The 6,686-nt window shown below is 65.9% G+C and carries 6 protein-coding genes; 5 read left to right on the forward strand and 1 reads right to left on the reverse strand.

Annotated elements, in window-relative coordinates; all coding sequences use genetic code 11:
- Nucleotides 1–50 precede the first annotated feature (50 nt).
- Nucleotides 51–1,247, reverse strand: a complete 1,197-nt coding sequence (locus tag EPN51_RS05115; RefSeq protein WP_293038117.1) for a cysteine desulfurase-like protein — start codon at nucleotides 1,245–1,247, stop codon at nucleotides 51–53.
- 129 nt (nucleotides 1,248–1,376) lie between these two features.
- Between EPN51_RS05115 and EPN51_RS05120 the strand changes: the two genes are divergently transcribed.
- From EPN51_RS05120 to EPN51_RS05140, 5 genes are all read left to right on the forward strand, one after another.
- Nucleotides 1,377–3,347: a DUF6541 family protein gene (locus EPN51_RS05120; protein ID WP_293038120.1), complete on the forward strand. Its 1,971-nt coding sequence runs from the start codon at nucleotides 1,377–1,379 to the stop codon at nucleotides 3,345–3,347.
- Nucleotides 3,348–3,437: 90 nt separating this feature from the next.
- A complete protein-coding gene (locus EPN51_RS05125) occupies nucleotides 3,438–3,884 on the forward strand; it encodes a bacterial proteasome activator family protein (protein ID WP_293038151.1) in 447 nt (148 codons plus the stop codon).
- Nucleotides 3,885–3,901: 17 nt separating this feature from the next.
- Complete coding sequence (locus EPN51_RS05130; RefSeq protein ID WP_293038123.1) at nucleotides 3,902–4,756, forward strand: ABC transporter ATP-binding protein; 855 nt, start codon at nucleotides 3,902–3,904, stop codon at nucleotides 4,754–4,756.
- A complete protein-coding gene (locus tag EPN51_RS05135) occupies nucleotides 4,749–5,663 on the forward strand; it encodes a glycosyltransferase family 2 protein (RefSeq protein ID WP_293038125.1) in 915 nt (304 codons plus the stop codon). Before EPN51_RS05130 ends, EPN51_RS05135 begins: the two co-directional genes overlap by 8 nt.
- Complete coding sequence (locus tag EPN51_RS05140) at nucleotides 5,660–6,490, forward strand: ABC transporter permease (RefSeq protein ID WP_293038128.1); 831 nt, start codon at nucleotides 5,660–5,662, stop codon at nucleotides 6,488–6,490. Before EPN51_RS05135 ends, EPN51_RS05140 begins: the two co-directional genes overlap by 4 nt.
- Nucleotides 6,491–6,686 lie beyond the last annotated feature (196 nt).

Genomic DNA, 6,686 nt, shown 5'->3' on the forward strand with positions numbered 1-6,686 from the left:
TGGATTTTCGCCGTGGCGTTACGCTCGCGACCAAAAGGCCAGCCGGGGCCTCAGCCGAGCGACGCCAGCGCGCGCACCAGCTGGTCGACCTCGGCCGTCGTCGAGTAATGCGCCAGCCCGACGGTGACCGCGCCACCGATGTCGTTGACGCCCAGCACATCGAGCGCGCGGGAGCTTTCGTTGGTGACGGCCAGAATCCCGTTGTCCGCCAACCGCTGCACCACTCGTTCGGCGGGCACACCGTTCAGGGCGAAACTGACCACCGGGATCCGCACCTCCGGACGACCGATCAGCATCACCAACGACAACGAGCGCAGCGACACCATCAGGTAGTCATAGACCCGGTTCAGATACGACGTGGCGGATTGCGTCGATACCGCCAGGCGTTCGCGCCGGCTTCCGCGGGCGGATTCATCGAGCGACGCCAGGTACTCGATGCTGGCGACCACCCCGGCCAGCAGACCGAACTGGTGCGCACCGATCTCCAGGCGCGCCGCGCCCGTGGCTTTGGGGTCGGCCGAGATGGAGCTGAACGAGTTCAACAGCACCGGATCGCGGAACACGATCGCCCCGATCGGCGGGCCGCCCCACGCGGCCGCGTTCACCGCCACCACGTCGGCGTCGGTTTCCTTCATGTCGAGCAGTCGGTAGGGCGCGGCGGCGGAATGGTCGACCACCACCAGGCCGCCCACGTCGTGCACCAGCTTGGTCATCGCCCGCAAATCGGTGACCGTGCCCAGCGTCGCGGATGCCGAGGCGACGGCGACCAGCCTGGTCGACTTCCCGATCAGGCCCTCCCACTGCCACGTCGGGAGCTCGCCCGTCTCGATGTCGATCTCGGCCCACTTGACCTTGGCGCCGTACCGGTGCGCGGCCCGCAGCCACGGGGCGATGTTGGCTTCGTCGTCGAGGCGGCTGACGATGACCTCGTAGCCCAGGCCGGCCCGCGACGACGAGGCTTCGGCCAGCGTGGACAGCAGGATCGCACGATCGGCGCCCAGTACGACACCCGCGGGTTCGACGTTGAACAGATCAGCCACCGCCGCCCGGGCCGCCTCCAGGATGGCGGCACTGCGCTGCGCCGACGGGTGCGCCCCCACGGTGGTGGGCCCGGACCTGCGGAAAGCCGTCGACACCGTGGTCGCGACGGAATCGGGAATCAACATCCCGGTGGGGGCGTCGAAGTGTACCCACCCGTCACCCAGCGACGGATGCAGTCCGCGCACCCGGGCGACGTCATATGCCATGTGGGCCACCTTAGAGCTTCCGCGTTTTTGCGAAATTGCGACGGTAGCGGGTGCCTTGAAAGGGTCCAAGCCGTTCCGGCCAGTCGGTGGCCTCCCGAGCCAGGGCACCCGGCCAGCCATACTAGTCGAGTGGGGCTCTGGTTCGGAACGCTCATTGCATTGTTTTTGCTGATAGCGCCCGGGGCGATCATCGCACGTATCAGTCAGCTGTCGTGGCCGGTCGCTGTTGCGGTGGGCCCGGCGCTGACCTACGGCGTGGTTGCGCTCGCCATTATTCCGTTCGGTGCCATCGGAATACCGTGGAACGGCTGGACCGCGCTGGCCGCGCTGGTCGTGGCGTGCCTGGTGATGATCGGTTTCCAGCTGCTGCTCGCCCGCTACCGCGACCGCGATGCAGAAGCCCGCAAGGTCAGCCGCTGGCCGGCCATCACGGTGGCGGCCGGTGTGCTGTTGGGCGCCCTGCTGATCATGTGGGCGGCCTATCACGGTCTGACCCACTGGCAATCCATCCCGAGCACCTGGGACGCGGTCTGGCACGCCAACGAAGTGCGGTTCATCCTGGACACCGGCCAGGCGTCGTCCACCCACATGGGCGAGCTGCGCAACGTCGAGACACATCACACGCTGTACTACCCGTCGGTGTTCCACGCCCTGGCCGCGGTGTTCTGCCAGCTGACCGGGGCGGCGCCCACCACCGGCTACACGCTGAGCTCCGTCGCCGCAGCCGTGTGGCTGTTTCCGACCGGCGCGGCGATGCTCACCTGGCGCCTGCTGCGCCCGACCTGGGGCGAATGGCGCACCGCCGGAGCAGCGGCGACCGCCGCCGCGCTATCGGCATCGTTCACTGCGGTTCCCTACGTCGAGTTCGCCGTCGCCGCGATGCCCAACCTGTCGGCCTACGGGGCCGCGGTGCCGGCGTTCGTCCTGATCACCTCCACGTTGCGGCACCGCGACCGCATCCCGGCGGCCGTGCTCGCGCTGGTGGGTGTCATGTCGGTGCACATCACCGGCGGGGTCATCGTGCTGTTGATGCTCCTGGCCTGGTGGTTCATGGAAGCGCTGTGGCATCCGGTGCGCAGCAGGCTGGCCGATGCGATGGCCCTGGCCTGCATCGCGGTGGTGTCCGGATTGATCCTGCTGCCGCAGTTCATCAGCGTCCAGGAGCAGGAAGACATCATCGCCGGACACTCGTTCCTCACCTATCTCAGCAAGAAGCGGGGGCTGTTCGACGCCGTCTTCCAGCACTCCCGCCACCTCAACGACTTCCCGGTCCAATACGGGCTGATCGCACTGGCCGCCATCGGCGGCGTCATTCTGCTGGTCAAGCAGGTCTGGTGGCCGCTGGCCCTGTGGTTGCTGCTGATCGCGGTGAACGTCGACGCCGGAAATCCGATAGGCGGCCCCGTCGGCGCGGTGGCCGGAATGTTCGGCGAGTTCTTCTACAAGGACCCGCGCCGGATCGCGGCCGCCACCACCCTGCTGCTCGAGCCGATGGCCGGCATCGCGTTGTTCGCGATCGTGGTGGGCGTCGTGGCCGGTGCCAGACGGCTCACCGGCCGGTTCAAACCATTGCCAACGCCGGTCTGGGTGTCGGCCACCGCCGTCCTGCTGGTGGCGACCACCGTGCTCAGCGCGCACCACTACCTCTATCGGCACCTGTGGTTGTTCGGCGACAAATACGACTCGGTGATGATCGACCAACGCGATCTGATGGCCATGGCCTATCTGGCCAAGCTGCCCGGGGCCCACGACACCCTGATCGGCAACGCCAACACCGACGGCACCGCGTGGATGTATGCCGTCGCCGACCTGCACCCGCTATGGACGCACTACGACTATCCACAACAGATGGGTCCGGGCCCTAACCGGTACATCTTCTGGACCTCGGCGCGCCGGGGTGATTCCGATCCGCGGGTCCTCGAAGCGATTAAGGCGCTCAATATTCGGTACATCTACACCAGCACGCCGACTGTCCGGGGGTTCGCCGTACCCGAAGGACTAGTGTCACTGGATAAGTCGAAGTCATGGGCGCTGATCTACGACAATGGCGGTGCCCGAATTTATGAATGGCGCGGAAATGGCACGACGCCACACCCATAGTCCACAAAGGATGGTGAAACGTTGAGTACCCGCAACGACGGCCCCGACGATAGCGACGTCGAAATCATCGGCGGCCTCGATCCGCGGATCATGGCGGTCGCCGAGGACGACGGCGACGAGCCCTCGCTGACCGACCTGGTCGAACAGCCCGCAAAGGTGATGCGGATCGGGACCATGATCAAGCAACTGCTCGAGGAAGTGCGCGCCGCACCGCTGGACGACGCCAGCCGGAACCGGTTGCGCGAGATCCACGCGACCAGCATCCGGGAACTGGAAGAGGGCTTGGCGCCGGAACTGCGCGAGGAACTCGATCGCCTCACCCTGCCCTTCGACGAGGGCACCGCGCCGTCCGACGCCGAATTGCGCATCGCCCAGGCACAGTTGGTCGGCTGGCTGGAAGGACTCTTCCACGGCATCCAGACCGCGCTGTTCGCCCAGCAGATGGCCGCCCGCGCGCAGCTGGAAAATATGCGCCAGGGCGCACTTCCCCCGGGCGTCGGCAAGCCGGGTGCGCCCGGGCACGGTCAGTACCTGTAAGCGAGCTCAAGAAGTTCATGGTGTCGGGTCCGCACATCGAGACGCACAACGCGTGGGTGGAATTTCCCATCTTCGACGCCAAGTCCCGTTCGTTGAAGAAGGCCTTCTTAGGCAAGGCGGGTGGCACGATCGGCCGCAACAGCTCCAACGTGGTCGTCGTCGAAGCATTGCGCGACATCACCATGTCCCTCGAGTTGGGTGACCGGGTCGGACTGGTGGGCCACAACGGGGCGGGCAAATCGACTCTGCTGCGCCTACTTTCGGGCATCTACGAGCCCACCCGGGGCTGGGCGAAGGTCACCGGACGCGTCGCACCGGTCTTCGACCTCGGCGTCGGCATGGACCCCGAGATCTCCGGCTACGAGAACATCATCATTCGCGGCCTGTTCCTGGGGCAGACCCGGAAGCAGATGCTGTCCAAGGTCGATGAGATCGCCGAGTTCACCGAGTTGGGCGACTACCTGTCGATGCCGCTGCGCACCTATTCCACCGGCATGCGGGTCCGGCTGGCGATGGGCGTGGTCACCAGCATCGACCCCGAGATCCTGCTGCTCGACGAAGGTATCGGCGCGGTGGACGCCGACTTTTTGAAGAAGGCACAGTCGCGGTTGCAAAGGCTGGTGGAGCGGTCCGGAATCCTGGTGTTCGCCAGCCATTCCAACGAATTCCTGGCGCGGCTGTGCAAGACGGCGATGTGGATCGAGCACGGAGTCATCCGCATGACCGGCGGCATCGAAGACGTGGTGCGCGCGTACGAAGGGGAGGAAGCGGCCCGGCACGTGCGGGAGGTGCTGGCCGAGACCCGGGACGCGAACCGGGACGTGCACCGGGTCGAAACACCTCTGGTCCAAAGAGCATCCGGGGATGAGTGACACCGTCGTCGCCGTCGTCGTCACCCACCGGCGTCCCGACGAGCTGGCCAAGTCTCTCGACGTGCTGAGCACGCAAACCCGGCCGCCCGATCACATCATCGTCGTCGACAACGATTTTTCGGGTGACGGTCGAATCCGCGAACTGGTTGCGGGCCAACCCATTCCGACTACCTATCTGGGATCACGCCGAAATCTCGGCGGAGCCGGCGGATTCGCACTCGGCATGCTGCACGCGTTGGCCCAAGGCGCCGATTGGGTGTGGCTGGCCGACGACGACGGGCGCCCGCAGGACTCGCATGTTCTGGCCACCCTGCTGGCCAGCGCCGAGAAGCACGGCCTGGCCGAGGTGTCACCGATGGTGTGCAACTCCGACGACGCCGCGTTGCTCGCGTTTCCGCTGCGCCGCGGCCTGGTATGGCGCAGGCGCGCAAGCGAATTACGTACCGAGGACGGGCAGGACCTGTTGCGCGGTATCGCGTCGTTGTTCAACGGTGCGCTGTTCCGTGCCGCCACGCTGGAATCGATCGGTGTTCCGGATCTGCGGCTGTTCATCCGCGGCGACGAGGTGGAGATGCACCGCCGGCTGGTGCGTTCGGGTCTGCCCTTCGGAACCTGCCTGAACGCGGTCTACCTGCACCCGTGCGGATCCGACGAATTCCGGCCGATCCTGGGCGGCCGGATGCACACCCAATATCCCGACAACGCCACCAAGCGGTTCTACACCTACCGCAACCGCGGCTACCTGCTCGCACAGCCGGGCCTGCGCAAGCTGGTGGTGCAGGAATGGGTGCGGTTCGGCTGGTTCTTCCTGGTGACCCGTCGCGACCCCCGCGGTCTGGCCGAATGGATCCGATTGCGGCGCTTGGGACGTCGTGAACAATTCGCCAAGGCTGGAGGGCCATCGTGACGTTCCTCGACGCCGCGGCACAGTCGCGGACGTTTACCCGCGCCCAAGGCGATCTCGTCGACGGCTTCCGTCGCCGCGAACTCTGGCTGCACCTGGGCTGGCAGGACATCAAGCAGCGCTACCGCCGCTCGGTGCTGGGGCCCTTCTGGATCACCATCGCGACCGGAACCACGGCCGTCGCGATGGGCGGTTTGTATTCCAAGCTGTTCCACCTCGAGCTGTCCGTGCATCTGCCGTACGTGACGCTGGGGTTGATCATCTGGAACCTGATCAACGCCGCCATTCTGGAGGGCGCCGACGTGTTCGTCGCCAACGAGGGACTGATCAAGCAGTTACCGACCCCGCTGAGCGTGCATGTCTACCGGCTGGTGTGGCGGCAGGTGATCTTGTTCGCGCACAACATCGTCATCTACGCCGTCATCGCGATGATCTATCCCAAGCCGTGGTCGTGGGCGGATCTCGCCGTGATCCCGGCGCTGGCGCTGATCGTGCTCAATTGCATATGGGTGTCACTGTGCTTCGGCATCTTGGCGACCCGCTACCGCGACATCGGCCCGCTCCTCTTCTCGGTCGTGCAGTTGCTGTTCTTCATGACGCCGATCATCTGGAACGACGACACCCTGCGCCAGCAGGGCGCGGGACGCTGGTCGAAGATCGTCGAACTCAACCCGCTGCTGCACTACCTCGATATCGTTCGCGCGCCCTTGCTCGGGGCGCACCAGGAACTGCGGCACTGGGCCGTGGTGCTGGTGCTGACCGCCGTCGGCTGGGTGCTGGCGGCCTTCGCGATGCGCCAATACCGCGCCCGGGTGCCGTACTGGGTCTAGCCCGGCGGCGCTTGTCACAGGGTCGCGCTAGTGTCGAATGTATGTTCGATATCCTGCCCGCTGAACTCGCGTTTCACGGTGTGATGTCTCAGGACATGGGTGACAGTTCTGTATCAGGACATCGGTGACGGTTTGTGTGTCAGGACTTCGGTGACGGTTTCCCGGGGTTGGGGCGTTGGCCGCGGGGTCTTCCGTT

It is taken from the genome of Mycobacterium sp., assembly GCF_004298145.1.
Taxonomy (GTDB): domain Bacteria; phylum Actinomycetota; class Actinomycetes; order Mycobacteriales; family Mycobacteriaceae; genus Mycobacterium.